The sequence below is a fragment of the Streptomyces profundus genome, from assembly GCF_020740535.1.
GTDB classification, from domain to species: domain Bacteria; phylum Actinomycetota; class Actinomycetes; order Streptomycetales; family Streptomycetaceae; genus Streptomyces; species Streptomyces profundus.
The window spans coordinates 2190380-2216408 of sequence record NZ_CP082362.1; the positions used below are offsets into that span (position 1 = coordinate 2190380).

General features: G+C 72.0%; 24 protein-coding genes. 9 read left to right on the forward strand and 15 right to left on the reverse strand.

Going from position 1 to position 26029, the window contains the following annotated elements; genetic code table 11:
* Positions 1 to 36: 36 nt before the first annotated feature.
* A complete protein-coding gene (locus K4G22_RS09415) occupies positions 37 to 501 on the forward strand; it encodes a DUF6542 domain-containing protein (protein WP_228079431.1) in 465 nt (154 codons plus the stop codon).
* 28 nt (positions 502 to 529) lie between these two features.
* Here the strand turns inward: K4G22_RS09415 and K4G22_RS09420 are convergent, their stop codons facing one another.
* Positions 530 to 1513, reverse strand: coding sequence for a 4-hydroxy-3-methylbut-2-enyl diphosphate reductase (locus tag K4G22_RS09420; protein ID WP_228079432.1), 984 nt, complete (start codon positions 1511 to 1513; stop codon positions 530 to 532).
* Positions 1514 to 1586: 73 nt separating this feature from the next.
* Between K4G22_RS09420 and xseA the strand changes: the two genes are divergently transcribed.
* From xseA to K4G22_RS09435, 3 genes are all read left to right on the forward strand, one after another.
* On the forward strand, positions 1587 to 2870 hold the full coding sequence (xseA, locus tag K4G22_RS09425; RefSeq protein WP_228079433.1) for an exodeoxyribonuclease VII large subunit: 1284 nt from the start codon (positions 1587 to 1589) through the stop codon (positions 2868 to 2870).
* Between the two features lie 5 nt (positions 2871 to 2875).
* Entirely contained in the window at positions 2876 to 3124 is a 249-nt protein-coding gene (locus K4G22_RS09430; RefSeq protein ID WP_228079434.1) for an exodeoxyribonuclease VII small subunit, read from the forward strand.
* 68 nt (positions 3125 to 3192) lie between these two features.
* Entirely contained in the window at positions 3193 to 3786 is a 594-nt protein-coding gene (locus K4G22_RS09435) for a malonic semialdehyde reductase (RefSeq protein ID WP_228079435.1), read from the forward strand.
* Positions 3787 to 3826: 40 nt separating this feature from the next.
* Here the strand turns inward: K4G22_RS09435 and K4G22_RS09440 are convergent, their stop codons facing one another.
* Positions 3827 to 4477, reverse strand: coding sequence for a DUF4245 domain-containing protein (locus K4G22_RS09440; protein ID WP_228079436.1), 651 nt, complete (start codon positions 4475 to 4477; stop codon positions 3827 to 3829).
* A gap of 155 nt (positions 4478 to 4632) precedes the next feature.
* Between K4G22_RS09440 and glpX the strand changes: the two genes are divergently transcribed.
* Positions 4633 to 5670 (forward strand): class II fructose-bisphosphatase, encoded by a 1038-nt coding sequence (gene glpX / locus K4G22_RS09445; RefSeq protein ID WP_228079437.1) that lies wholly within the window; start codon positions 4633 to 4635, stop codon positions 5668 to 5670.
* Here glpX and K4G22_RS09450 read toward each other — a convergent pair.
* Positions 5667 to 6095 (reverse strand): winged helix-turn-helix transcriptional regulator, encoded by a 429-nt coding sequence (locus K4G22_RS09450; RefSeq protein ID WP_228079438.1) that lies wholly within the window; start codon positions 6093 to 6095, stop codon positions 5667 to 5669. The two genes, glpX and K4G22_RS09450, sit on opposite strands and share 4 nt — an antisense overlap.
* Positions 6096 to 6181: 86 nt before the next feature.
* Here K4G22_RS09450 and K4G22_RS09455 point away from each other — a divergent pair, with 86 nt between their 5' ends.
* Positions 6182 to 7078, forward strand: a complete 897-nt coding sequence (locus tag K4G22_RS09455; protein WP_228079439.1) for an SDR family NAD(P)-dependent oxidoreductase — start codon at positions 6182 to 6184, stop codon at positions 7076 to 7078.
* Positions 7079 to 7349: 271 nt separating this feature from the next.
* On the opposite strand, the gene K4G22_RS09460 is transcribed toward K4G22_RS09455, so the two are convergent.
* Both K4G22_RS09460 and K4G22_RS09465 read right to left on the reverse strand, forming a co-directional pair.
* The gene (locus tag K4G22_RS09460; RefSeq protein WP_228079440.1) at positions 7350 to 7715 is read right to left on the reverse strand and encodes a WhiB family transcriptional regulator; all 366 of its coding nucleotides are present in this window, start codon (positions 7713 to 7715) and stop codon (positions 7350 to 7352) included.
* Positions 7716 to 7955: 240 nt separating this feature from the next.
* Positions 7956 to 8699, reverse strand: coding sequence for a DUF1707 SHOCT-like domain-containing protein (locus tag K4G22_RS09465; protein WP_425336788.1), 744 nt, complete (start codon positions 8697 to 8699; stop codon positions 7956 to 7958).
* A 257-nt stretch (positions 8700 to 8956) separates the two neighbouring features.
* On the opposite strand from K4G22_RS09465, the gene K4G22_RS09470 reads away from it, so the two are divergent.
* Positions 8957 to 9511: a peroxiredoxin gene (locus K4G22_RS09470; protein ID WP_228079441.1), complete on the forward strand. Its 555-nt coding sequence runs from the start codon at positions 8957 to 8959 to the stop codon at positions 9509 to 9511.
* A gap of 5 nt (positions 9512 to 9516) precedes the next feature.
* Positions 9517 to 10059 carry an alkylhydroperoxidase, AhpD family gene (gene ahpD / locus K4G22_RS09475; protein WP_228079442.1) on the forward strand — a complete coding sequence of 181 codons (543 nt, stop codon included), beginning with the start codon at positions 9517 to 9519 and terminating at the stop codon, positions 10057 to 10059.
* 33 nt (positions 10060 to 10092) lie between these two features.
* Here the strand turns inward: ahpD and K4G22_RS09480 are convergent, their stop codons facing one another.
* From K4G22_RS09480 to K4G22_RS09505, 6 genes are all read right to left on the reverse strand, one after another.
* A complete protein-coding gene (locus tag K4G22_RS09480) occupies positions 10093 to 11919 on the reverse strand; it encodes an ATP-binding SpoIIE family protein phosphatase (protein WP_228079443.1) in 1827 nt (608 codons plus the stop codon).
* Between the two features lie 125 nt (positions 11920 to 12044).
* The gene (fomD, locus tag K4G22_RS09485) at positions 12045 to 12764 is read right to left on the reverse strand and encodes a cytidylyl-2-hydroxypropylphosphonate hydrolase (RefSeq protein WP_228079444.1); all 720 of its coding nucleotides are present in this window, start codon (positions 12762 to 12764) and stop codon (positions 12045 to 12047) included.
* A 67-nt stretch (positions 12765 to 12831) separates the two neighbouring features.
* Complete coding sequence (locus tag K4G22_RS09490; RefSeq protein ID WP_228079445.1) at positions 12832 to 14226, reverse strand: class II fumarate hydratase; 1395 nt, start codon at positions 14224 to 14226, stop codon at positions 12832 to 12834.
* Positions 14227 to 14457: 231 nt separating this feature from the next.
* On the reverse strand, positions 14458 to 16785 hold the full coding sequence (locus tag K4G22_RS09495) for an ABC transporter permease (protein WP_228079446.1): 2328 nt from the start codon (positions 16783 to 16785) through the stop codon (positions 14458 to 14460).
* Positions 16782 to 17495, reverse strand: a complete 714-nt coding sequence (locus K4G22_RS09500; RefSeq protein WP_228079447.1) for an ABC transporter ATP-binding protein — start codon at positions 17493 to 17495, stop codon at positions 16782 to 16784. The genes K4G22_RS09495 and K4G22_RS09500 overlap by 4 nt, the downstream gene beginning before the upstream one ends.
* Positions 17492 to 18016, reverse strand: a complete 525-nt coding sequence (locus tag K4G22_RS09505) for a PadR family transcriptional regulator (protein ID WP_228079448.1) — start codon at positions 18014 to 18016, stop codon at positions 17492 to 17494. The genes K4G22_RS09500 and K4G22_RS09505 overlap by 4 nt, the downstream gene beginning before the upstream one ends.
* Before the next feature lie 535 nt (positions 18017 to 18551).
* Between K4G22_RS09505 and K4G22_RS09510 the strand changes: the two genes are divergently transcribed.
* Positions 18552 to 20264: an alpha/beta hydrolase gene (locus K4G22_RS09510; protein WP_228084020.1), complete on the forward strand. Its 1713-nt coding sequence runs from the start codon at positions 18552 to 18554 to the stop codon at positions 20262 to 20264.
* Positions 20265 to 20309: 45 nt separating this feature from the next.
* On the opposite strand, the gene K4G22_RS09515 is transcribed toward K4G22_RS09510, so the two are convergent.
* The 4 genes from K4G22_RS09515 to K4G22_RS09530 form a co-directional block, all read right to left on the reverse strand.
* Positions 20310 to 21800 carry an AI-2E family transporter gene (locus K4G22_RS09515; RefSeq protein WP_228079449.1) on the reverse strand — a complete coding sequence of 497 codons (1491 nt, stop codon included), beginning with the start codon at positions 21798 to 21800 and terminating at the stop codon, positions 20310 to 20312.
* 214 nt (positions 21801 to 22014) lie between these two features.
* Positions 22015 to 22731 (reverse strand): aggregation-promoting factor C-terminal-like domain-containing protein, encoded by a 717-nt coding sequence (locus tag K4G22_RS09520; RefSeq protein ID WP_228079450.1) that lies wholly within the window; start codon positions 22729 to 22731, stop codon positions 22015 to 22017.
* A 562-nt stretch (positions 22732 to 23293) separates the two neighbouring features.
* Complete coding sequence (phoH2, locus tag K4G22_RS09525; RefSeq protein ID WP_228084021.1) at positions 23294 to 24595, reverse strand: RNA 5'-3' helicase PhoH2; 1302 nt, start codon at positions 24593 to 24595, stop codon at positions 23294 to 23296.
* A gap of 375 nt (positions 24596 to 24970) precedes the next feature.
* Entirely contained in the window at positions 24971 to 25750 is a 780-nt protein-coding gene (locus K4G22_RS09530; protein ID WP_228079451.1) for an isoprenyl transferase, read from the reverse strand.
* Positions 25751 to 26029 lie beyond the last annotated feature (279 nt).

The following is a 26029-nucleotide window of genomic DNA, read 5'->3' on the forward strand; positions in this document are numbered from 1 at the left end:
ACGCACACAACTCGGCACCCTCGGCAACATTCCGCCGTGGCGCGCCGGCGGGTGCCTCGACCCGCAGGAGCGACGCCGGCCTCGGCCCGGGCCAGAACCGGCGGGCCGCGCCGGGCACCGCTCCTGGTCGCCCTCGGCCGACTCCCACGCCCCCGGCTCACCGGCCTCGGCTGCGGGGTGCTGGCCACCTCGGCCATGGTGGTGGCCGCCTGGTTCTGCGAGCTGCTCGGCGGGGCGCCCACCCTCTACGGGGTGCTGTTCGTGCTGGCGTCGGTCGCGGCGGCCGGCTGGGTCAGGCCGGCCGAGCTGATCTGTGGGCCGATCGCCGCGCCCCTCGCCTTCGCGGTGGGGCTGCTGGCCACCACGGGGCCCATGAACACCGTCACCGAGCTGGCGCTCCGCGCCCCCTGGCTCTTCGTGGGCACCGGCGTCGCCCTCTGGATCGCCCTGGTGCGCAAGGGCCTTCAGCTGCTCCGCCGCCGGCTGCGCCGGGGCCGCTGAGGCCCTGCCAGGGGCGGCTCTCAGCCGCTCAGCTCTTGACCTTGGCCGCGGCCTCGGCGCGCAGATCCCTGCGCAGCTCCTTGGGCAGCGAGAACTGGATGTGCTCGTCCATCGGCTGAACGATCTCCACATCGGCGAAGCCGCGCTCGGTCAGCCACTCCAGCACGCCCTCCACCAGGACCTCGGGCACCGAGGCTCCCGAGGAGAGGCCAACCGTGCGCACCCCGTCCAGCCAGGACTCGTCAATCTCCGAGGCGTTGTCCACCAGATAGGCGGCGCGCGCGCCGGCGCCGAGCGCCACCTCCACCATGCGGACCGAGTTCGAGGAGTTCTTGGAGCCGACCACCAGCACCAGCTCGGCGTCGGCGGCGACCTGCTTGATGGCGGTCTGACGGTTCTGGGTGGCGTAGCAGATGTCGTCGCTCGGCGGGCTGACCAGCTGCGGGAACCGGCCCTTGAGCGCGTCGACGGTCTCCATGGTCTCGTCGACCGAGAGCGTGGTCTGGGAGAGCCAGACGACCCGCTCCGGGTCCCTGACCTGGACGTTCGCCACATCCTCCGGACCGTCGACCAGGGTGATGTGCTCCGGCGCCTCCCCGCTGGTGCCGATGACCTCCTCGTGTCCTTCGTGACCGATCAGCAGGATGTCGAAGTCGTCCTTGGCGAACCGGACGGCCTCCTTGTGCACCTTGGTGACCAACGGGCAGGTGGCGTCGACGGTGGCCAACTTCCCGCGCTCCGCCTCCCGATGGACCTCGGGCGACACCCCATGCGCGGAGAAGATCACGATTTCGCCCTCGGGGACCTCCGCGGTCTCCTCGACGAAGATGGCGCCCTTCTGTTCCAGGGTGCGCACCACGTACTTGTTGTGCACGATCTCGTGCCGCACGTAGACGGGTGCGCCGTACTGCTTGAGTGCCTGCTCAACGGCTATGACGGCGCGGTCCACGCCCGCGCAGTAGCCCCGAGGGGCGGCCAGTAGGACGCGACGACGCTCGGTGTCTTCAGCCATGTGCCCCATCGTAGATGCGGGGGCGGGAGAAGGAAGAGGCTCGCTGTCAGTGGTCGGCGTTAGCGTGAGACCCATGACAGCGACGCAGACTTCGGCGGAGGCGCCGATCCCGGTCGGCGAGGTCTCCCGCCTCATCGGCGGCTGGATCGACCGGTTGGGCGCGGTGTGGGTGGAGGGGCAGATCACTCAGCTCTCCCGCCGGCCCGGCTTCGGGGTGGTCTTCCTCACCCTCCGCGATCCGGCGCGGGACGTCTCGCTCCGGGTCACCTGCTTCCGTGGCGTCTTCGACCGGGTCGCCGACGTGATAGGCGAGGGCGCCCGGGTGGTGGTCCTGGGCAAGCCCGAGTGGTACGCGCCGCGCGGCGAGTTGTCGCTGCGGGCCTCGGAGATCCGCGCGGTCGGCGTGGGTGAGCTGCTGCTCCGGCTGGAGCGCCTGCGGGTGGCGCTGGCCGGGGAGGGTCTCTTCGCCGCCGAGCGCAAACGGCCGCTGCCCTTCCTGCCGGGGAACATCGGCCTGGTGACGGGCCGGGCGTCGGCCGCCGAACGCGACGTGCTGGAGAACGCCAGGCTCCGCTGGCCGGCCGTGCGGTTCACGGTGCGCAATGTCGCGGTGCAGGGCGTGCAGGCGGTGTCCCAGGTGATCGAGGCCGTCCGGGAGTTGGACGCCGATCCCGGGGTCGAGGTGATCATCGTGGCCAGGGGCGGGGGCAGCGTGGAGGATCTGCTGCCCTTCTCGGACGAGCGGTTGGTGCGCGCGGTCGCCGACTGCCGCACGCCGGTGGTCTCCGCGATCGGCCATGAGCCGGACACCCCGCTGCTGGATCTGGTCGCCGATCTCCGCGCCTCGACGCCCACCGACGCGGCCAAGCGCACGGTGCCGGACGTGGGCGAGGAGCTGTCCCGGATCGGGGAGTTGCGCCGGCGGGCGCGCTGGTCGGTGGAGGCGCTGCTGGGTCGGGAGGAGAGGGGGCTGGCCGGCGTCTGCTCCCGGCCGGTGCTGGCCGAGCCGCGCCGGATGGTGGATGAGCGCGCGGCGGAGCTGACATCCCTGGTCGAGCGCTCCCGGCGGACGCTGGGGCATCGGCTGGAGGCGGCGAGCGCCGATCTGGCGCACACCCGCGCCCGGGTGGTGGCCCTCTCCCCCGCCGCCACCCTGCGCCGGGGGTACGCGGTGCTGCGCCGCGCGGACGGCGGCGTGGTCCGGGCGGCGGACGAGGTCGCCCCGGGTGAGCCGCTGCGGGCGCGGGTCGCCGACGGGGAGTTCGGAGTGCGGGTCCTGGACGCGGGCGAGGGCCATGAGGACGGCGTCGGCCGTTCGGAGGGCGTGCCTGGCGGCACATCGGGAGGCATAGGGTGATGGCCATGACGGAGCCGGACGAGGGTGCGACGCTCAGCTACGAGCAGGCGCGGGACGAGCTGGTCGACGTCGTCCGCAGGTTGGAGACGGGCGGGGCGACGCTGGAGGAGTCGCTGGCGCTGTGGGAGCGCGGCGAGGAGTTGGCGCGGATCTGTGGCCGCTGGCTGGAGGGCGCCAGGGCCAGGCTGGACGCGGCGCTGGCGGAGCGCGACGAGACGGAGGACACCTCCGAGGAGGCGGCGGCGGAGGAATAGCCGGCGGGGGCCTTCTCGTTCCCGTTGAGTTCGGCTGTTCGTCACCGCCCAGGAAGGCCCGCCCGCTCATGTCGCTCGCTCTTGACCCCGCCAGCCAGGATCTCCTCTTCCGGGAGGCGCACACCGCCCGCTCGTTCACCGACGAGCCCGTGTCCGACAAGACGGTCGAGACCATCTACGACCTGGTCAAGCTGGCCCCCACGGCGTACAACACCTCGCCCCTGCGGGTCACGGTGCTGCGCACCGGGCCGGCCAGGGAACGCCTGCTGCCGCTGGTCTCCCGGAGCAACCGGCCGCGGGTCGCCGCCGCCCCGCTCACCGCGATCCTCTCCGCCGACCTGCACTTCCACGAGAAGCTCCCAACGCTGATGCCGGCCCTGCCCACCCTCAAGGACGACGTGTACGGCGACGCCGAGGTGCGGGAGAGCCAGGCCCTGCTCAACACCGGCCTACAGATGGGGTACTTCCTGCTGGGCGTGCGGGCGGCCGGGCTGGCCGTCGGGCCCATGTCGGGCTTCGACGCCAAGGCGGTGGACAAGGAGTTCTTCGGCGACGGGCGGCAGCGTTCGCTGGTGCTGGCGAACATCGGGCACCCGGCCCCCGACGCCTACGGCCCCAGGGCGCCGAGGCTGGCCGCTGACGAGGCGATCACCACCCTGTGAGCGGCGCCGGCGGCGCGGCGAGCGCGCGACGGCGGCTCGTTCAGGCGCCGGCGTCCTGGGGCTCCAGGGCGCCGGCCATCCTGGCCAGTTGATCCATCGGCGCGGTGCCCATCACCACGGTGGTCACATCGGCCTCGGAGAGCACCAGCGCGTCGTACTTCTCGCCCTCCCAGCGCGCCCAGTCCCGGCCGTCCACCCGCTCGGTGGCGCCGGTGTCCTCTGCCTGCTGGGTGACGGAGCGGACGAAGTCGTCCGCCGCTCCGTCCGCCTGCGCCAACGCGACATAGTCCTCGTCCGGGTTGACGAAGCCGAGCCGCCAGGTCGCCCCGTGCGCCCCCTGGGGTTCGAACCGCACCGAGGTGGCCCGCCAGTCCGCGGAGAGCCCCTCGGGCACCAGCACCGGGTAGGGCGCCGCCCGCGCCGCGGTCGCGGACGCCACCTCGTACTCCACCGTCCGCACCGGGTCCTGGCCGCCGCCGTCGTTGAACATCAGGAAGTAGGCGACGAAGGTGGCGGCGCAGATCAGGGCCAGGGAGAGCACCATGTTCTGGATGGTCTGGAGACGCAGCCGCTTCATCCGGCGGGCCGACGCGTCGTCGCCCCCGGGCGCCGGGGTCGGGCTCGCCCCGTCCGTCGGCTCGTCGTTCGTCTGAGCCGCGGGCGCGGCCTCCGTCACGTCTTCGTTCGCCACCCCGCCATGGTCCCGCACGGCGCGGCTCGCGCCACAGCCGCCCCCTGGTTCGCTCATCAGATAGGCACTCTGCTCATCTGTGGCTTGGCGGGCTAGAGTCGGAGCACCCTCGCCTCAGCACGGCGCGCTCCCGGCGCGCGGAAAGGTGCGTCCCGATGACCGACCAGCATCTGCCCTCCCCCCTACGGGTGGCTCCCGAAGCCCCGGACCGCAACCTGGCGTTGGAGCTGGTCAGGGTGACCGAGGCCGGCGCGATGGCGTCCGGGCGATGGGTCGGCAGGGGGGACAAGAACGGCGCCGACGACGCGGCCGTGCGGGCCATGCGCGCGCTGATCTCCACCGTCTCGATGAACGGCGTGGTGGTCATCGGCGAAGGTGAGAAAGACCACGCCCCGATGCTCTACAACGGCGAGCGGGTCGGCGACGGCACGGGGCCCGAGTGCGATGTCGCCGTGGATCCGGTGGACGGCACCACCCTCACCGCCAAGGGGATGGACAACGCCGTCTCCGTGTTGGCGGTCGCCGAGCGCGGGGCGATGTTCGACCCCAGCGCCGTCTTCTACATGGACAAGCTGGCCACGGGCCCCGAGGCCGCCGAGTATGTCGACATCGACGCGCCGCCCGAGGTCAATGTGCGCCGGGTGGCCAAGGCCAAGGGCGGCTCGCCGGCGGATGTGACGGTGGTCATCCTGGACCGGCCGCGCCACCACGACCTGGTGCGCCGGGTGCGGGAGAGCGGCGCCCGGATCAAGTTCATCCAGGACGGCGACGTGGCCGGCGCCATCATGAGTGTGCGCGAGGACACCGGGGTCGATCTGCTGCTGGGCGTCGGCGGCACCCCGGAGGGCATCATCGCGGCCTGCGCCATCAAGTGCCTGGGCGGCACCATCCAGGGCAAGCTCTGGCCCAAGGACGAGGAGGAGCGCCGCGCGGCGTTGGACGCGGGCCACGACCTGGACCGGGTCCTGCACACCGACGATCTGGTGCACGGCGAGAACGCGTTCTTCGTCGCCACCGGCGTCACCGACGGCGAGCTCCTGCGCGGCGTGCGCTACCGCGCCGAGACCGCCAGCACGCAGTCCCTGGTGGTCCGTTCACGCTCGGGCACCATCCGGCAGATCGACTCCACCCACCGGCTGTCCAAGCTGCGCGCCTACAGCGCCATCGACTTCGACAGCCCGAGCGGGCGTTAGGACCCTCCCGGCCCCCCGCCGGCCGCGTCGTGCCGGGCGCGCGCCTCGGCCACCTCGGGGCCGTGCGCCAACGCCCAGTGGGCCAGCGCCGACAGCGGATCGAGCAGGGTGCGGCCCAGCGGGCTGAGATCGTACTCGACGGTGGCCGGCACGGTCGCGAAGACCGTGCGGGTCACCAGGCCGTCGCGCTCCAGGGCGCGGAGCGTCCTGGTGAGCATCCGCTGACTGATCTCCTCGATGCCCCGGTGGAGTTGGTGGAACCGGAGCGGCCCGTCGCCCAGGCAGACCAGGACCAGCACGCTCCATTTGTCGCCGACCCGGCGCAGCACGTCCGTCGCCGGACAGGCCTGATGCTCCGCCGCCCGCACCGGCAGCGCCAGCCGCGCCTCCGGGGGCATCCGTACGGCATTGTCCGCTGTGGACATCAATGTGCCTCCTTCCGTCATTCCTCCGGATCAGCTGATAATCCGTCGCGAACCCAGCGTAGTCAGACGGACAGTCAGGAGACGGCATGAGCAACGAGATCACTCCACCCCGCACGATCGTGGTCTCCGGCGGCACGGACGGAATCGGACGCACCCTGGTCCTCGACCGGCTGCGCCGGGGCGACCGGGCGGTCGCCATCGGCAGCGACCAGGGCAAGGGCGAGGCGCTCCTCGCCGAGGCCGAACGGTCGGACGCCGCCGAGCGCCTCACCTTCCTGCGCGCCGACCTGAGCCTGGTCGCCGAGGTCGAGCGGGTGGTGGCGCGGATCACCGAGGACCATCGGCGGGTCGACGCCCTGGTGCTCTGCGCCAACCGCGTACTGACCCGCCGCCAGGAGACGGCGGAGGGGCTGGAGTCCACCTTCGCCCTGTACTACCTCAGCCGGTACCTGCTCGGGCACGGACTGCGCGACGTGCTGGCAGCCGCCCCGGAGCCGATGATCGTCAACGTCAGCGCGCCGGGCATGAAGGCGGGCCGGGTGCACTGGGACGATCTCCAACTGACCCGCGGCTACCGCACGGTGCGCGCGCAGGCGCAGAGCGGCCGGGCCAACGACCTGCTGGGCGTGGACTTCGCGGCCCGGCCGTCCAGCCCGGCCCGCTATGTGCTGTACCACCCCGGCTTCACCAGGACGCCCGGCGGGGTGGCCCATCTCCCCTGGCCCATCGCGGCGTCGATCCGGCTGCTGGCCCGCATCGCCGCGCGCTCCCCCGAGGAGGCGGCCGACCCGGTGAGCCGACTGATCGACGCGCCACCCACCGATCCGCTCACCGCCATCGACCGGGGCCGCTCCGTCGACCTGGGACTGCCCACCTTCGATCCCGGGGACGCGGCACGGCTGGCCAAGGAGACCCGGCGACTGATACACGCCACGGTGCACACGAGCCAGCTGTTGCCGGACGAGGCCCCGAACGGGAACTAGCGGAGAGCGGCGGAGACCAGCGGGAGTTCGGTCGGCTGAGGCCGAGAGCGCCGGTGGCGCGGAGACGGCTCGCGGCCCGGGGGCGGCCCGAGAGGTCGGGGGCGCCTGGGCCCGAGGCCACGGCCCGGGGCCCCGGTGACGTGGCTGGGGGCGGCGGCGTGACCGGTGTGGATGCCGCCGCCCCCTGGAACCGGAAGACGACCGTGGCGGGTGTGGGGGTGTGTCCTGATCAATGCGCGTTTCGGGGTGGGAGGCCGAAAAGCGCGCTGGGTCAGGCGATCCGGGTGACGTCCGCCTGTCGCCCGCCGGAGGTGGCCTCGCGGCGCCGCCGGCGGCTGAGCACCACCCGGCGCTCGGCGGCGGTCAGACCGCCCCAGACGCCATAGGGCTCGGGCTGGCGAAGCGCGTGCTCACGGCATTCGAGCAGCACGGGACAGCGGGCACAGACCGACTTGGCCGCCTGCTCGCGGGAGAGGCGAGCGGCGGTGGGCTCCTGCGACGGGGCGAAGAAGAGCCCCGCCTCATCACGTCGGCAGGCGGCCTCCGAGTGCCAGGGGCCCGCCAGATCTCTTTGACTGGGCTGGGCGGGGCCGGCTGGGGACCACGGGGACTCGTGTGGCGGTGACGGTTGCAGCACGGTCAACTCCTGACGACGGCTACGGGGGGTCGCTCCTGGCTGGTGGACCCTCACCCGTCGTGGGAGCCCCACGGTTCTTTCCCACCATGCTCGGCCATACGAGTGACGGTCCCCGGAGCCCTACCCGCTGTGCGCACGCTTATGCACGGAGCGACCGCGTCACCCGCCGTATCACCCGAACCAGCCGCCCATGGCGGCACTCGGTGCCCGCTCGGCGGGGCCTCGGGCGGCCGGGGGAGATCAGTCGGCGCCGAGGTCCCGCAGCCGCTTGCCCGGGACCGCCTTGGCCTCAAGGCCGCCCATGACGGCCGCGCCCTGCACCGTGATCACGGGCGCACGCGGGTCGGGGGACTCCGTGTCGTGCACGTCGAAGCCCCCCATGATGCCGCTGCCACTGCCGCGCAGGGTGACGTTCTCGGGGACCTTGATATCCACGCCGCCCCAGAAGGCCGCGATGTTGAGCACCACATGCTGCTGGTCGAAGATCGCCTCCGTGAAGTCCAGATCCACTCCCCCGCAGACGGCCACCACGTTGATCTTCGCGGCGACCCGCCAGGTGCCCTTGCGGGTCGCGCCGCCGAACACCGCCACGATGTTCTTCACACCGGGCTGAGCGGGGCCCGGGCCGCGCTGGCCCACGCCGGCTGGGCCCGGATGGGGCGGCGCCACGGACGGGCCGGCCGACGGCCGCTGGCCCGCCGGCAGATCGCTGATCAGCGGCTCCAGCTCGCCTATCGTCTTGGAGCGGTAGAGCGCGTCGAGCCGCTCGGCGTGCTCCTCGGGCTCAAGCCGGCCCTCCGCGAGCGCCTCGCGCAGGATGTCGGCGATGCGGTCCCGGTCCGCGTCCGAGGCGCGCACGGCCTTCGGGCCGCTCGCCTCGGGCACGGCGGCCGACGCGGCCGGCGCCGCCTCGGCGGGCGCGGACGGTACCGAAGGGACGGGCGAGACGGCGGCGGGCGGGCCGGACTGCTTCTCCAGGGACACGGCCGGCGGATTCTCAGCGTTCACCCCGCCAGAGTAGCGACTCGCGATACATCGCGACCAGTGCCCGGCCGCGATCGGACGGATCCCGCCGCCGTTCCCCTGACCGCCCGAGCCGTCCAGCGACGTCGCCTTCACGCCGTCAACTTCCGTGAAAACCACTCGAAGTGGGTATTTCCCCGAATGGGGCGCCGGGCGCGAAGGTCCCCGTATGTCACGGTTGGCTCACCCCCCTTTCCAACGATCAGGAAGCAGCCAACGTGCTCACCATCGGTGACAAGTTCCCCACCTATGAGCTGACCGGCGTCGTCGGCCCGTCCGACAAGCTGCGGTTCGAGACCTTCAGCAGCAAGGATCGCGAGCGCGGCTGGTCGGTGATCTTCTTCTGGCCCAAGGACTTCACGTTCGTCTGCCCCACGGAGATCGCGGCGTTCGGGCGGCTGGCCGGCGAGTTCGTCGAACGCGACGCGCAGGTGCTCGGCGTCTCGGGCGACTCCGAGTTCGTGCACCACGCCTGGCGGCGCGACCACGCGGATCTGCGGGAGCTGCCGTTCCCCATGCTGGCGGACCCCAAGCACGAGCTGATGAGCGCCTGCGGCGTACGCGGCGAGGACGGCTTCGCGCAGCGGGCGGTCTTCCTGGTGGATCCGGACAACGAGATCCAGTTCGCCATGGTCACCGCCGGCTCCGTCGGCCGTAACCCGACCGAGGTGCTGCGGGTGCTCGACGCCCTCCAGACCGACGAGCTGTGCCCGTGCAACTGGTCCAAGGGCGAGCCCACGCTGGACGCCGACAAGCTGCTGGCGGGTGTGTGACCCCGATGGCCCTCGACGAGCTCCGGGCGGCGATGCCGCCCTACGCCAAGGATCTGCGGCTCAACCTCGGCTCGTTGACCACCCACACGCAGCTGACGGAGCAGCAGCTCTGGGGGACGCTGCTGGCCTGCGCGGTGGCCTGCCGCAGCGCGCCGCTGCTGCGTGAGGTCGAGCCCGAGGCCCGCAAGCATCTCTCCGAGGACGCCTACGGCGCCGCGCGGACGGCGGCGGCGCTGATGGCGATGACCAACGTGTTCTACCGCACCCGTCACCTCCTCGCCGACCCGGCGTACGACGCGCTCCCCGCCGGGCTGCGGATGAACGCGCTGCGCGATCCCGGCGTGCCACGGGTGGACTTCGAGCTGTGGTCGCTCGCGGTCTCGGCCGTCGGCGGCTGCGGTCGCTGCCTCGAAGCCCACGAGCGCACGCTCCGCGAGGCGGGACTGCCACGGGAGGCCATCCAGGAGGCCTTCCGCGTGGCGGCCGTGCTCAACGCCACGGCCAGCACGCTGGACGCCGAGACGGCGCTGCACGGCCCGGCGGACTGACCCGACCGGCCCGACCGGCCGGCCGGGCCGCGCTCAGCCGGCGGCGGGCGGGGCCACCTCGAACCAGACCAGCTTTCCGGTGCTCAGCCGGGTCGCGCCCCACTGCCGGGCCAACCGCTGGACCAGGTAAAGGCCCCGCCCGCCCTCGTCCGCTGGCCCCGCCTGCCGCAGCCTGGGCAGCTGCGGCACGTCGTCGCCCACCTCGCAGCGCAGCACATCGGTGCGCAGCAGCCGCAGGGTGACGGGGCGTTCGGCATAGCGGACGGCGTTGGTGACGACCTCGCTGACCAGCAACTCCACCGAGTCCTCAAGCTCCTGGAGATCCCAGCGGGCGAGGTTCTCCCGAACCATCCGGCGCGCCTCGCGCACCGACTCGGCACGCGGGTCCAGCCGACAGAACGCCACATCGTCGGGCGCGATGCCCTCGAACCTGGCCGCCAACAGCGCGATGTCGTCGTCCCGGTCGCCAGGACCGACGATGTCCAACACCTCGTCGCACAGCGGCTCCAGCGGAGCAGCCGCGTCCGGCCTGGTCAGCTGCGAGATGCTGGCCAGCTTCTCCCGCAGGTGCTCGACTCCCGTCCAGACGTCGCGGGTGCGCGACTCCACCAGTCCATCGGTGTAGAGCAGCAGCGTGGCGCCCGCCGGCGCGTCCACCTCGACCATCTCGAAGTCCACGCCGCCGACGCCGATGGGCGCGTTGGGCGGCAGGTTCACCAGCTCCGTCGAGCCGTCCACATGCAGCATCACGGGCGGCGGGTGACCGGCGTTGGCCGCCGTGATGCGGTGCGCGACCGGATCGTAGACGGCGTAGAGGCAGGTCGCCATGCGGTCCTGCCCCAGCCGCTGCGCCTGCTCGTCCAGATGGTGCAGCACTTCGAGGGGCGGCAGATCGAGCCCGGCCAGCGTCTGCACCGTGGTGCGCAGCTGCCCCATGATCGCCGCCGAGGTCGTCGAGTGCCCCATCACATCGCCCACCACCAGCGCCACCCGGCTGCCCGGCAGCGGGATCGCGTCGTACCAGTCGCCGCCGACCCGCGCGGACTGGGCGGCCGGCAGATAGCGGCTCGCCAGCCGGACGCCCGTCGGCTGCGGCAGGTCGTCGGGGAGCATGGTGCGCTGCAACTCGTCCGCGATCGACGCCTCCCGGCCGTAGAGCACGGCCTTGTCCACGCCCAGCGCGGAGTGGGTGGCGAGCTGCTGCGCCACCTGGAGGTCCTCGGCGGCGAACACCTCGCGGTCCGGGCGGCGCAGGAAGATGGCCGCGCCGATCACCCTGCGCCGGCCACGCAGCGGGGTGAGGATCGCCCGCCGGCCCTCGGGCAGCGACACGGCGCCGGTGAGCTCGCGCATGGCGGCCTTCGGGACCTGGCTCTCGATGAACACCGGGCGGACCCCGCGCAGCACCTCGGCCAGCGGCCCGTTCCCGCGCACCTCGACCAGCGGGGTGGCGCCGGACAGCAGTGGCAGCTCGGCGCTGTCGGGGAGCGGGTCGCCGAGCGCCTCCAGCGTGAGCGCCTCGGGAATGCGGTCGGTGCGCCGCAACTTGAGGACCCAGGGGTTGACCGGCTGCTCGTCGCCGACCGGCAGCGGGTGGCGCAGATAGACCAGGATGGCGTCCGAGAACGTCGGCACGGACGCGCGGCACAGGCCGAGCACGATCTCGTCCAGGTCCATGCCGCGCGCGATGCGTCGAGTGGCGGAGCCCACAAACCGCAGCCGCTCCAACTCCCGCATGCCGCCGGTGGGGGCCTCGTCGGTCGTCGGACGGACGAGGGGCGCTTCGGTGGTGTCCGGCTCGGATCGGGCGTGCGGCAGCGCTGGGCTCTCGGCGCGCGGTGCGTCCGCCGTGCGAGCCATGGGCTGCGGAGGGGTCGGGTCCGTCACGAGGGGCTGTCCATCCAGGCGGGAACTAGCGTGCGGGGTGGGGGTGTTGGGTTGTGTGGTCGTGGAGGCTGATCCTACGTTTGGCGCCCCGGGGCGTATCAAGAGGCTCTGGGGTGATCGGGCAGCCGGTCGGGCTGCGCGGAAGTGGTCAAAGAGGACGTCAGGCGGTCCCAGCGGGACGGCAGTCGGGGCCGGCGCCAGCGCGGATCGGGCCGCCAGGAAGGCCAGTTCTCGGCGAACGGCGGGCCCCACTCGCGGATCAGCCGTACCGCTTCCCGGCCCGCGTCGCGGACCCGCGCCACCTGATCGGCGTCGAGCAGCCCCGCCATTTCTGCCTGGGCGAATTCGTCTTCGTCCCGCCACTCCCAGCTGCGGTCAGCGTAGACCACGATATCGAGAAAGTGATCCTCGGAATCCACCCCGCCGGACCACCGGCTCCGGGGCTCTTCAAGATTGACGTACCAGTTCTTGAAGCGCCAGTCCCGATCCCAGAAAAGCCAGATTGACCAGGGGTCGCCGGGGCGTGCGAGCTTGAGCAGGCCGTTGCCCAACCACCGGCAACGGGCCAGCACACGCGGCTTGGTGTACCGCGTGGCCAGCGGTTCGAGGTGGGGCGGTGTGCCGTCGGCGAGCTCCGGCCGGACACACTCGGTGCCCGGCGCCAACCACACCGCGAGCAGATCGGGCGTGTCCCTGACGACCGTGACGGGCCGGCAGATATGGAAATGTCGGGCTCCATTGGCCCGATAACGCCACAGAATGTGGTCACCCGGTCGCCAAGGACGCGCCCCGCCCGTTCCCTCGTTTCCCAGCTCCATCGACACATGGTATTCGGGTCGCGGCACGGGGTGGGCGCATCATGACTGACGGCACATCAGGAGAACGTCAGGGACGGGTCATCCGCAGCACGTCCAGGGCCTCGTCGAGCTGCTCCAGGGTCAGTTCACCCCGCTCGACATATCCGCCGTCCAGGACGGTCTCCCGAATGGTCTTCCGCTCGGCCAGGGCCCGCTTGGCGACCTTGGCGGCCTCCTCGTAGCCGATGTACCGGTTGAGCGGGGTGACCACGGACGGGGAGGACTCGGCGAACTCCAGTGCCCGCTCGACGTTGGCCGTGATGCCGTCCACCGTGCGGTCGGCCAGCAGCCGGGAGGCGTTGGACAGCAGCCGGACGGACTCCAGCAGGTTCTTCGCCATCACCGGGAGCATGACGTTCAGCTCGAAGTTGCCGGCGGCCCCGGCCGTGGTGACCGTGACGTCGTTGCCGATGACCTGCGCGGTCACCATCAGCACCGCCTCGGGGATGACCGGGTTGACCTTGCCGGGCATGATCGAGGAGCCCGGCTGGAGGTCGGGCAGCGCGATCTCGGCGAGGCCGGTGCGCGGGCCGGAGGCCATCCACCGCAGGTCGTTGCAGATCTTGGTGAGCGAGACCGCGATGGTGCGGAGCTGGCCCGAGGTCTCGACCAGACCGTCCCTGGCGCCCTGGGCCTCGAAGTGGTCGCGCGCCTCGGTGAGCGGCAGCCCGGTGGCCCGCGCGACCTCGGCGATCACTGCGGCGGAGAAGCCGGGCGGGGTGTTGATGCCCGTGCCCACGGCGGTGCCGCCCAGCGGCAGCTCGGCCAGCCGGGGCAGCGAGGCGTTCAACCGCTCGACGCCGTACCGCACCTGCGCGGCGTAGCCGTCGAACTCCTGGCCCAGGGTGACGGGCGTGGCGTCCATCAGGTGCGTCCGGCCGGACTTGACGACGCCGGCGAACTCCTGGCCCTTGCGCTCCAGGGACTCGGCGAGGTGGGTCAGGGCCGGGATCAGCACCTCGATCACCGCGCCGGTGGCGGCGATGTGGATGGAGGAGGGGAACACGTCGTTGGAGGACTGGCTCGCGTTGACGTGGTCGTTGGGGTGCACGGGCCGGCCGAGGCGCTCGGTCGCCAGGGTGGCCAGCACCTCGTTGGTGTTCATGTTGGACGAGGTACCGGAACCGGTCTGGAAGACATCGATCGGGAAGTGCTCGTCCCAGCGGCCCTCGGCGACCTCGTCGGCGGCGGCGGCGATGGCCTCGGCCATGTCCTTCTCCACCACCCCCAGCTCGGCGTTGACCAGGGCGGCGGCGGCCTTGACGCGCGCCAGCGCGGCGATATGGGCGCGCTCCAGGCGCTGCCCGGAGATCGGGAAGTTCTCCACCGCCCGCTGGGTCTGGGCCCGCCACCTGGCGTCGGCCGGAACCCGCACCTCGCCCATCGAGTCGTGCTCGACGCGGTATTCGTTCGTACCAGTCATGGGGACGAATCTACCCGGCGGGCACAAGCCCCCGGGCCGGGGGCGAACGCGGGGGCCGAACGCGGAGGCCGGACGGCAACCGCGCCGCGCGGAGCGCCGGTTGCCGCAGGGCGCGCGGGGGCGTGGGCAGGCGCCCGGAGGCCCCCCGCGCCGTGGGCGTGCGCCGACCCGACCGTGATCCTGCCCACAGCGCCTCATGGACACCCCCGCGCCCTCCCGCTCGCCGCGCCCCTACTCGACGCGCAGACCGTCCGGCCGCATCAGCCGCCAGAGCATCGGCATGCTGCCCAGAGTGACCACACCGATGATCCCGGCCCCCACTCCGGCCATCGGCAGGAAGGCCAGCCAGCTCCCGAGCGGAAGGCTCACCACCGACATCAGCAGCGCGCCCAGCAGGACACCGACCACCGAGGCCAGCACCAGCCCGACCATCACCGGCACGGCTGTCTGCCACAGCACCGAGGCGCCCAGCGTGGCGCGCGGCGTGCCCAGGGCGACCAGCGCGGACAACAGCTGCTTGCGCTCACGGAGTTGTTCGAGCGTGGTGACCAGCATGCTGGCCGCTATCAGCGCCATCACGCCCGAGGCGCCGATCAGCATCCCCGCCTGGACCCGCGCCAGGTCCTCGGAGACCTGCGCCGACTCGATCTCCCAGACATCACCCCCGCCCGAGGGCGCCCACACCTCGTTGCGGACGTGCTCCACCGTGTCCCGATCGGAGAGATCGGCGGTCAGCAGCAGCCGGGCGTAGTCGTCGTCGAGCGACTCCCCGCCCAGCGCCTGGGGCGTCACCAGCAGGCCGTAGTGCGTCCAGCCGTTGGCGGCGGCGACGGGCTCGACCTCGTGCACCGTGTCCGGCACCGTCCACGAGCGGGCACCCTCCTCGTCGGCGACGAGATCCACCGTCTCCCCCGGGGCGGGCGTCGGCTCCCCCCACTCCTGCGGGGGCGGCACATGGAACACCGCGCCGTCCTCGCAGTCCGTCACGGCCGTGATCTCGGCCAGCACGGAGCACTCGGCCACCACCATGCTCACGACCGACTGCTCGGCGTAGGGAGCGTCCCCCGGGTAGCCGACGATGCCTTCCTTGTAGAAGAGCGAGGACTCCACCCCGGCCAGGTCGTCCACCCGCTCCACCACCTGTGCGGTGGTGGCCTCGTCGCCCTGGCTCAGGGTGACCTGCAACTGGGCCCGACTCAGATCGGCGCCGGTCTGCTCCGTCTCGTCGACCCTGACCCCGTCGAAGAGCATGTACAGCGCGGTGGCGCCGGCCACCGCGACCGTGATGCCACTGATCGCGCGGACCGCCGGGCCGTTGCTCAGCTGAAGCCGGCGCACCGCCAACTGCCAGGAGACGGGGCCGCCATGGAGCCAGCCGGTCACCCGCTCCACCAGCCAGGGCAGCAGCGCGGTGGCCCCCGTCAACAGCAGGGCCACGCCGGCGACGGCCTGCGTCGCGGCCAAATCGCTGGTGCCGGAGAAGCCGCCCAACAGCGGGAGCAGCAGCGCCAGCCCGAGCAGCGCCGGCACCAGCCGCCAGACCAGCCGGCGCGGGCGAGGCCGCGACTGCCGCACCACACCCAACGGCTCCACCACGATGGACCGCATCGCGAAGAGCGTGGCCCCGACGGCCAGCACGGGGACGGCCAAGAGCACCAGCACGGCCAGCACCGGGCTCGGGACGATATCGCCGATGAAGGTGCTGGTGTTGGCGGCCGAGACCCGCGCCAGGGGCGGTCGGAGCGCCAGGAACACCAGAACGCCGAGCACCAGCCCCAGCGCCGCGCCGACGACGGCCTCCCCCGCCGCGATCCGGCGGGCCATCATCGTGTCCGCGCCGACCAGGCGCAGCGCGGCCAACCGGCGGTCGCGCCGCTCGCCACCGAAGCGCACCGCCGTCGTGATGAAGATCGGCACCGGCATCAGCAACACCACGCAGATCACCAGGATCAGCAGCACCACAGCAGGGGATATCTCCTCCTGCGAGGACGGCGGACTGCCGAACTGGTCGATCCGGACACCCCGATCCTCCGAGACCAGATCGTCGGCTCCGAGATAGAAGTACAGCTCCTGGGAGCCGAGGAGCCCCTCATCGCCGATGGTGTCCGCTCGGGGCTGCCCCAGCCGCTCGACCAGCAGCGCGCCGTCGGGCGAGTCCAGCAGCCGCTCCAGCGCCGGGGACAACGCGATCTCACCTGGCCGGGGGAAGGCGCTCAGCCCGGGCGGCGGCGTGGCCGTGGTGTCCTCGCCGGCCTCCGGCTGGATCTCCCGGCCCCCGATCTGCTCGCCGTGGTACTCCGTCCAGACGTCGTTGACCCGGAGGGTGTCGGCAGCCGGCTCGGTCACCTCGTTCCCTATGGTCGCCCTGGCGTCCGAGCGCTCCGAACGGCCGTTCATCACCTGGGGGATGGAGGTGGCCAGCAGGAGCACGGCCACCCCGAGGGCGATGCCGACCGTGGAGAGCGCGGTGCGCATCCAGCCGGACGGGCCCCCGGCGAGTGCCAGCCGGACGCCGAGCCCGAGATCCCTCGCCCAGACCCGGGGGGATGTGCGGCTCATACCGCCCCCGCCAGATCACGGGCGCGCCCGTCACGGACCACGACCTCGCGGTCGGAGTAGGCCGCCACCCGGGTCTCGTGGGTGACGAGGACCACCGCCGTGCCGGTGTCACGGGCCGCGCTGACCAACAGGCCCATCACGCGCTCGCCGTTGAGCGAATCCAGCGCGCCCGTCGGCTCGTCGGCGAAGAGCACCCTGGGGTCGTTCACCAGGGCGCGGGCGACGGCGACGCGCTGCCCCTGGCCGCCGGAGACCTGGCCCGGTCGCTTGGCCGCGACTTCCGCCACCTCCAGCCTGGCCAGCCACTCCTGGGCTCTGGCCTCGGCCCGCTTGCGCGGCACCCCGCCCAGCCGGAGCGGGAGGGCGACGTTCTCCTCGCAGGTCAACTCGGGGACCAGCTGGCCGAACTGGAAGACGAAGCCGAACTCCTCGCGGCGCAGCGCGCTGCGCTCGGCGTCGGAGAGGGCGGGCAGCTCACGCCCCCGATAGGTCACCCGCCCGCTGTCCGGCGCGACGATGCCGGCGAGGCAGTGGAGCAGGGTGGACTTGCCGGATCCCGACGGACCCATCACGGCCACCACCTCCCCCGCGTTGATACCGAAGTCGGCGCCGGCGAGCGCGGGCGTTGAGCCGTACTGCTTGTGCAGATCGCTCGCGGTGAGCAGGGCGGGGGTGGAAGCGGGGGTGGGGGTGGGGGTGGCGTCGTTCATGAGCGAACTTCCGATGCGAGCTGGTCGAGCCTGGCCGCCGTCAACTCCAGCCAGCGGAGGTCGGCTTCCAGATGGAACAGGGCGTGGTCGCATATCAGCTGGTCGGCCAGGTCGCCTTCGAGCTTGCGGCGGGTCAGCTCACGCATCAGGCGCAGATGTTCGGCGCGCTGGGTGTCCAGCAGATCCTGGGCCTCGCGGCCGGTGAGCAGCGCGAGCACCACCTTGGTGTAGAGCGTGCTCTGCAGATAGGGCTCGGGCTTCTCCGGGCTGGACAGCCAGCGCTCGACGTCGGTGACCCCCGACGAGGTGATCGCGTAGCGCTTCCGCTCGGGGCCGCCGCCCGTCTCGACGCCCTCCACCTCGACCATGCCGTTCTTCAGCAGCCGGGACATGGTGGCGTAGACCTGCCCGTAGTGGAGCGGCCGATCCTGGCCGAAGTAGACATCGAAGGTGCGCTTGAGGTCGTAACCGTGGCGCGGGCCGGCCTCCAGGAGGCCGAGCAAGGTGTGACTGATGGACATGCCGAGGACTATACACACCATGTATACCCCTCGCGTATAGTCCTTTCGGGGGAATGCCCCGGGTGGCTCGGCGGTTCGACGGGCCGGCCGGGCGTCACCCTCGCGGCACGGAAAGGCAGCGAGGAGGCAACGCCGCGTGCCGGCGCGGCGTCTGATCCCCTAACGTGAGGAAACAGCGTGTACAACGCGGGCCAACGGGTCGGCGGGTCGGACGGGTCGGAGAGAAGTCGATGTCGCAGAGCGCCAGCGGGCGATCCCGGTCCGTCCCTCCTCGCGGGGGCCGCCGGTGACCGAACAGGCCCCGTCGGGCGCCGAGTCCGAAGGCGCCGACGCCCCGAAGAACACGTCCGCCTCCGGCCGGGGGCCGGCGGCCGGCGCCCGCCCCTCCTCGGGCCAGGAGCGCGCGGCCGACGCCTCCACCACCACCACGGAGGAGCCCCTGGCCGCGCCGCCCGACGCGGCGCGCACGGCCGCCGACGAGGCCCGGGGAGCCCGGCCGGCGCTCCACCGCGCCACCGCTGCGGCCTGGGGGGGCGTGCTGGCCGTCGCCCGCAGGCCCTACTGGGAGCGTCCGCACGAGAGTTGGCTGGTGCGGCGGTGGCCGGACCTCACCGCCAGCCTGGTCGCCACCTTCTTCTTCTGGCTCTCGCTCACCCCGTCGCTCGTGCCCAGGCCCTGGTACTACCAGGGGGCGATCGGTGGCATCACCGCCGCCATCGGCTACGGCCTCGGGGCCCTGCTGAGCTGGCTGTTCCGGTTGGTCTTCCGGAAGCGGCTGCCAGGGGAGACGGTGCGCGCGCGGGCCTGGCTTGCCTATCTGCTGCTGGTGCCCTGGGCGGTGGCCGTGATGTTGGGGCAGAGCGCCGACATGCAGCGGGAGTTGCGTGAGCTCCAGGGGTTGCCGCCCACGCTCACCTGGCACTCGCTGATGATCGCGCTGATGGCCCTGGCCATGCTGGCGTTGCTGCTGGTGGTGGCGCGCACCATCCGCCTCGGCACCGGGCTGCTCACCCGCCTGCTGAACCGTTTCGTCCCCTGGCCGGTCGCGGTCGCCCTGGGGTTGGTCATGAGCACGGGGATCGTGGTGATCGGCACCCGGGACGTGGTGTGGGACCGCGGCATCCTGGGCATCGCCGACCGGATCGCCGCCGCCAAGGACCGCAGCACCGACGCCGGGGTGATGCGGCCCTACTCACCGCAGATCTCGGGCAGCCCCGACTCGCTGATCCACTGGGACGATCTGGGCAACAAGGGCAGGACCTTCGCCGGCTCCACGCTCTCAAGCGACGAGATCTCGGAGTTCACCGGCGAGCCCGCGTTGCCCCCCGCGCGGGTCTATGTGGGGCGCGCGGCCTACGACGACTACGCGGACGGCGCCGAGTTGGCGGTGCGGGAGCTGGAGCGGGTGGGCGCCTTCGAACGGGAGGTCCTGGCCATCACCGGGACCACCGGCACCGGCTGGGTCAACCCGACCACCGTCGAGGCCCTGGAGTACATGCACGGCGGCGACACCGCCGTGGTCACCATGCAGTATTCCTACCTGCCCAGTTGGGCCTCCTTCATGGTGGACAGGAACGAGGCGGGCACCGCCACCGAGGCGCTGGTCGACGCGGTGTACGCGCGCTGGCAGCAGGAGCCCGAGGACGACCGCCCGAAGCTGCTGGTGTTCGGCGAGAGCCTGGCGGTCTCCGCGATCGAGTCGGCCTTCGACGGCCTGGACGATCTGCTGGAGCGCACCGACGGCGCGCTGTTGATCGGGCCGCCCGACTTCAGTCCGCTGCACACCGAGCTGACGGAGCGGCGCGACCCCGGCAGCCCGATCTGGCGGCCGGTCTACGACTCCGGCCGGCATGTGCGCTTCGCGCAGTTCCCGGAGGTGGATCTGGCGGAGCCCGAGGGGCAGCCCTGGCAGTACCCCCGGGTGATCTATCTCCAGAACGCCTCGGACCCGGTGGTCTGGTGGTCGCCGAGCCTGCTCTTCGAGCGGCCCGAGTGGCTCAGCGAGCCGCTGGGCCCCGACGTGACCACGGCGATCGACTGGTTCCCGTTCGTCACCTTCTGGCAGACCACGGTGGACATGGCCGTCTCCTACGGCTCACCCGCGCCGCACGGCCATCGCTACGGCTCCAACCCGGTGAACGCCTGGGCGGCCATCGCGCCGCCCGACGACTGGTCGGAGACCGACACGGAGCGCCTCAGCTGGCTGTTGGAGATCCGCCACCCACCCCGGCACGGCTGGGCGGGGTGAGGGGCGCGCTCCCTCCCGGGAGGGAGCGCGCCCCGGACGGCCGGCTCAGCGGGGCTCGCGCCCCTCGGGGTCGGCCGGGGACTCCAGCGCCGATTCGGGCACCGGGGGCTGCACCGGCGCCAGCTCGGCGACGGTCGCGCCGCTGCCGTCGAATCCGGCGCGGCGATCCGCCTCCTCCTGATAGGCGCGGAGATAGCCCACCACCGTGTTGACCACGGCGATCAGCGGCACGGCGACCACGGCCCCCGGGATACCGGCGAGCATGGTGCCGGCACCGACCGCCAGCACCACCGCCAGCGGATGCACCCGCACCATCCGCCCCAGGATGAACGGCTGCAACACGTTGCCCTCGATCTGCTGGACCAGCAGCACCACGCCCAGCACCAGCAGCGCGTCGACCACACCGTTGGTGACCAGCGCCACCATCACGGCCAACGCTCCCGAGGCGATCGCTCCCACCAGGGGGACGAAGGCGGAGAGGAAGACGATCACCGCCAGTGGCACGGCCATCGGCACATCGATGATGAAGAGCCCGATGCCGATGCCGATCGCGTCGATCAGAGCCACTATCACCGTGCCCCGGACATAGCCCGTGAGCGTGATCCAGGCCCGGGGCCCGGCCCCGGCGACGCTGTCCCTGGCCGCCCTGGGCACCAGCCGCAGGAACCACTGCCAGACCCCGCCGCCGTCATAGAGCAGGAACAGCACCACGAAGAGCGTCAGACCGGCGCCCGTGAAGAACTGCACCGCGTAGTTGACGCCTTCGAGGCCGGCCGAGGTCAGCTCGTCGCTGTGGTTCCTTATCCACTCGTTGAGGTCGGTGACCCACTGGTCGAGGTTCTCCTCGGTGATGTCGAAGGGCAGTTCGAGGACCCAGTCGCGCAGTTCCTCGATGCCCTCCTGCACCTGGTCCACCAGCCGGTCGGAGTTGTCCACGACCTGCCAGACCACGAACCAGCCGATCAGGCCCATCACGCCGAAGCCACCGAAGGCGGTGACCGCCGTGGCGGCGCCGCCGCTGAAGCCCATCCGCTTGAGCCAGCCGACGAACGGCTGGAGCAGCGCCGTGATCAGCAGCCCGGCGGCGAACGAGATCACCAACAGGCTGACGGCGCTCACCACCTGGATCAGCACCCAGATGACCGCGGCCAGCACCAGGGTCCGCCAGCCGGCCTCGGCCGCCACCCGGACCCCCCACGGGATGGCCGCCGCCGGCTCGGGCCGCTCGGGCCCCGCCATCGACCCGCGCCCGCCAGGCGGCTCGCCGCCCCCCGGCGGATGGAGCTTCGGGCTGCCGGCCAACACCGCCTTGCGGGCCTTGGCCTCCAACCGCTCCCCAGGGGCGTCGGCCGCCGCGGGATCGGAGCCCTCACCCCTGGCGCCGTAGTCCCTCGCCGCGTAGCCCACGGCGGCCGATCCCTGATCGCCCGCCTCCCGCTCCCTGCGCTCCTGTTCGCGTTCGGCGGCTGCCCGGAAACCGGACACCCGCGACACCGCACGCGAGATCCCGGTTCGCAGCCGACCCAGACGTGACATCACTCTCCTCCGCCCCCCTGTTTTCACCGCAGTGCGGGGAATGACGTTACCGCGCGCCGCCGACACTCGGGGGGCAGCCCGGGCATCCGGATCGCCGGCCGTCACCTCCCCGCGCCGGGGCGGGGAGGCCACGGGGCCACGACGCGCGAGGTCCCCATGCCCTCTTCGGCATGGGGACCTCGCGAAGTCGCGCGCTGGCGCGCCTGGTGACGGCTCAGTACCAGTGGTTGGCCTGCCAGAACTCCCAGGCACCACACGGGCTGCCGTAGCGGCTCTCCATGTAGTTCACGCCCCAGCGGATCTGGGTGGCCGGGTTGGTCTGCCAGTCGGAGCCGGCGGACGACATCTTGGAGCCCGGCAGCGCCTGCATCAGGCCGTAGGCGCCGGAGGAGGGGTTGGTGGCGGTGTGGTTCCAGCCGCTCTCGCGCTCGACGATGTCGGAGAAGCACTGGAACTGGTCCGCCGCCACGATCTGCCGCGCCATGGCCTGAATCTCGGCCTTGGTATACGAAGACTGCACGGGGATGTCAGCCGAGGCACTGGCGCTCTGCGCCTCCTGGGCGGCGCGCTCCGCGGCGGCCTCCCGCTCGGCCTGCTCGGCGGCCTCCCGCTCACGCTCCCGCTCCGCGGCGTCGTGACGCTCCTGGGCGTCCTCCGCTGCCGCGACCCGGGCCGCCTCCTGGGCGGCACGGCGAACCTCCGCCTCCGCCGCGGTGGACTGCGACTCCGCCTGCTGGGTCAACGAGACGGTGTGCAGCTGGGCGTTCGTGCCAGCGGGTATCTCAGCGAGCAGTGTCGCGTCTGCCGCGACAACCCCGATGTCGTCAACGGAGGCCTGCTGGTCTCCCGAAGCGACACCGACGGCAGCGCCGACGCTGGTCACCGCGGTGGCGGACGCCACCGCGAATCCCCGGACCGAAATCCCGGTCACACGGTTTCCTTCCGACATCGTCCACGCGAACGACCACGTGGGCGCAATCGTGCCCCTGACACGGGCCTCCCCTGTTGCTTCCAACCAGGAGGCGCTGGCCCGGTCGGAGCCCACCGTCTGACGACGGGGGCCCACATGGTGCTTCGGGCGGCATACGGCTCGCGACTGTTCAGTTGTTCAGGACTGAAAGGTAGAACGTAAAACACTGTCCCTGCGGGGCCCTTGGGGGGCTCCACCGCCGTATGCGGGGCCTGACAGAGGCACACACTGCCGGAGACCGACACCGGGAAGCAATTCAGCCCTCTGTGGGAAAGGTCACACGCGGTTGCCCCTTGCCAGCTGCGGAATTCCGCGAAACAGCGCCCCGCCTGCGGTTAAGCATCACAAAGTGATCACGACGCGGAGGGATCGTCGCCCTATCGCCCCATTCGCCGGGGCGCGCCCAACTCGTCCGCATTGGGCGGCGCACCCGCCGGATATCGACGGGTGCGCCAGGGGTTGCGCCAACTGTCCCTTGGAGAGGCGTTCGTGACGGAGGCGGTGCCCGGCCGTCCTCACGCGGTCAGACGCGGCCGTCCTCCAGCATCTCGGTGACCAGGGCGGCGATCGGGGAGCGCTCCGAACGGGTCAGCGTCACATGGGCGAAGAGCGGATGCCCCTTGAGCTTCTCCACCACGGCGACCACTCCGTCGTAGCGCCCCACCCGGAGGTTGTCCCGCTGGGCCACATCGTGCGTGAGCACCACCCGGGAGCCCTGTCCGATGCGGGAGAGCACCGTCAGCAGGACATTGCGCTCCAGGGACTGTGCCTCGTCCACGATGACAAAGGCGTCGTGCAGGGAACGCCCGCGGATATGGGTGAGCGGCAGGACTTCCAACATGCCGCGCGCCACCACTTCCTCGATGACCTCCCGGGTGGTCACGGCGGAGAGCGTGTCGAAGACAGCCTGAGCCCAGGGGTTCATCTTCTCTGCCTCGGTGCCCGGCAGATAGCCCAGATCCTGGCCGCCCACCGCGTACAGCGGACGGAACACCATCACCTTGCTGTGCTGCCTGCGCTCCAAGACCGCCTCAAGACCGGCGCACAGCGCCAGCGCCGACTTGCCGGTGCCGGCCCGGCCGCCCATCGAGACGATGCCCACATCCGGATCGAGCAGCAGATCGAGCGCGATGCGCTGCTCGGCACTGCGGCCGTGGATGCCGAACGCCTCCCGATCCCCGCGCACCAGCCGGACGCTGCCGTCCGGCGCCACCCGGCCCAGGGCCCGCCCCCGCTCGGAGGAGATCACCAGCCCGGTGTGGACCGGGAGATCGGCCACCCCCGGGTCGTGGACGGACTCGTTGGCGAAGAGCTCGTCCACCGCCTCGCCGCCCAGCGTGACCTCTTCGAGGCCGGTCCAGCCGTCGGCGTCGGTGATGGCGAGCTCCGCGCGGTACTCCTCGGCGGCGAGGCCAACCGAGGATGCCTTGATGCGCAGCGGGAGGTCCTTGGAGACCACCGTGACATCGTGCCCCTCGGCCTGCAGGTTGCGGGCCACGGCCAGAATGCGGGAGTCGTTGTCAGCCAGCCGACCCCGCTCGTTGAGCATCGCGGGCGGCAGGATCGCCGGGTCCGAGTGGTTCAGCTCGACCCGCAGGGTGCCGCCGAGGTCGCCGATCGGCAGTGGGGTGTCGAGCCGGCCGTACCGCACCCGGTAGTCGTCCAGGCGCCTGAGCACCTGACGGGCGAAATAGCCCAGCTCCGGGTGGTGTCGCTTCGCCTCCAACTCGGAGATGACGACGACGGGCAGGACCACCTCGTGTTCGTCGAACCGGGTGAGTGCCGCGGGGTCGGCGAGCAGGACACTGGTGTCGAGGACGTACATGCGCCGGTCATGAGCGCGCTTCTTGCTGATGGCCACGTGTGGACGAACCCCCTCGGAAGAGGTGCGGGAATCGAGGCGCCCAGGGCGCCGGGGGTCTGACGGCCGGCCCCGGCCCGCGTGCACGCACGGGCCCGGCGCCGGGCCTGGTCCATGTCCGTGGTGCGCAAACGGGCCTCCCGGCGGACCGTACGTCGGCACGGTCCGCCGTGAATATGCCCGCACACCGCACATCTCATGCGACCGTCCGCTCGGACGGACGCTCGAAACGCTCTCCCTCGGGACCCGCGGCCCGGCCCCGCCACCGACCGTCCCCGGCACACGTCCACGTATGCCGCCCGGGGCCACCCCGGGCATGGCGACGTTCCTCGACGTGGCTCAGACGCCGTACCTGCGGTGCCTGGCGGCATAGTCACGCAGCGCCCGCAGGAAGTCCACCTTGCGGAAGGCGGGCCAGTACACCTCGCAGAAGTAGTACTCGGAGTGCGCGCTCTGCCAGAGCATGAACCCGGACAGCCGCTGCTCGCCGCTGGTCCTGATCACCAGGTCGGGGTCCGGCTGGCCCCGGGTATAGAGGTGCTCCGAGATGTCCTCGACGCTGAGCCCCTCCGCCACCTCGGCCAGCGACTGGCCCTCCACCGCCCGCTTGGCCAGCAGCGAGCGGACCGCGTCGGTGATCTCCTGCCGACCGCCGTAGCCCACGGCGACGTTGACCAGTATCCCGTCGCGGTCCCCCGCCAGGTCCTCCGCCTCCCGCAGCACCTTGCGCGTCCGCTCCGGCAGCGCCTCGGCCGCGCCCACGTGGTGGACGCGCCAGCGGCCGTCCTCGGCCAGGTCGCGGACCGCGCCCTCGACGACGGAGAGCAGCACCTCAAGCTGTGCGGGCTCCCGGTTGAGGTTGTCCGTGGACAGCAGCCACAGGGTGACCACCTCCACATCCGTCTCGGCGCACCACCCCAGCAGTTCCCTGATCTTGGCGGCGCCCGCCTCGTATCCCTGCTGCGTCCTGCCGCCGGACGCCTTGGCCCACCGGCGGTTGCCGTCCAGGATCACCCCGATGTGCTTGGGGGCTCCGGCGGTGTCGAGCCGTCCCTCCACGCGTCGCGCGTACAGCCTGACGGCCAGTCGCCGCAGCGTCTCGTACAGCCTGTTCCTCATCGCCTCTGATCCAACCCCTCTTGCCCGCTCCCGGTGCCCGGAACTCTACTGCCGCCCGGCCACCCCGAGCGCCGACACCGGGGGATCCAGCCAGCCGCCGGGCGGGGGACGGCGGGACACGGCACGGCAGGAGAGAGGGAGAGAGTAAAGGGGAAGAACGACACGGGGCGCTCGGCGGGAACGAGGGGCACCGCCGGGAGACAGAAAGCGGGCCGGTCCGTGGGGGGGGTTACGGACCGGCCCGAGGGGGGGTTTCCACCGTAACGCATCGGGCCGTGG